The organism is Neolewinella lacunae, from assembly GCF_014349155.1.
GTDB classification, from domain to species: Bacteria; Bacteroidota; Bacteroidia; order Chitinophagales; family Saprospiraceae; genus Neolewinella; species Neolewinella lacunae.
In genome coordinates, this window is the sequence record NZ_JACSIT010000009.1 from 1 (window position 1) to 314 (window position 314).

Consider the following 314-nt stretch of genomic DNA (forward strand, 5'->3'; position numbering starts at 1 on the left):
AAGCCCGTGGGCAGGCCCGTCGTGGAAGAAGAACCGGAAGAGATGCCGATGTTCAGGCCGTCTTCGCAGATCGCAACGGGGGCCGTGCGGTCTTCAACTGTGAAGAGGTAGTCGGAGAAGTCACTATTGCCACACTGGTCGGTGTAGGTGTAGCGCAGCAGGTGCGTTCCTACGGGGATGGCCGTCGTGATTTCAGCGGTGCTATTGTTGGGGTTCACCACGAAGGAGCCGATGGGCGTAGCGTTCAGGTCAGCACCGGGGTAGATGTTGGCCGTGATCGTTACGTTGGTTCCCGAGCAGTTGTCTACCGCGCG

At 59.9% G+C, this 314-nt stretch carries 1 pseudogene; it reads right to left on the reverse strand.

Features of this window, described 5'->3' with window-relative positions:
• Positions 1–314: pseudogene (locus H9S92_RS00045) on the reverse strand (hypothetical protein); the annotation flags it as partial.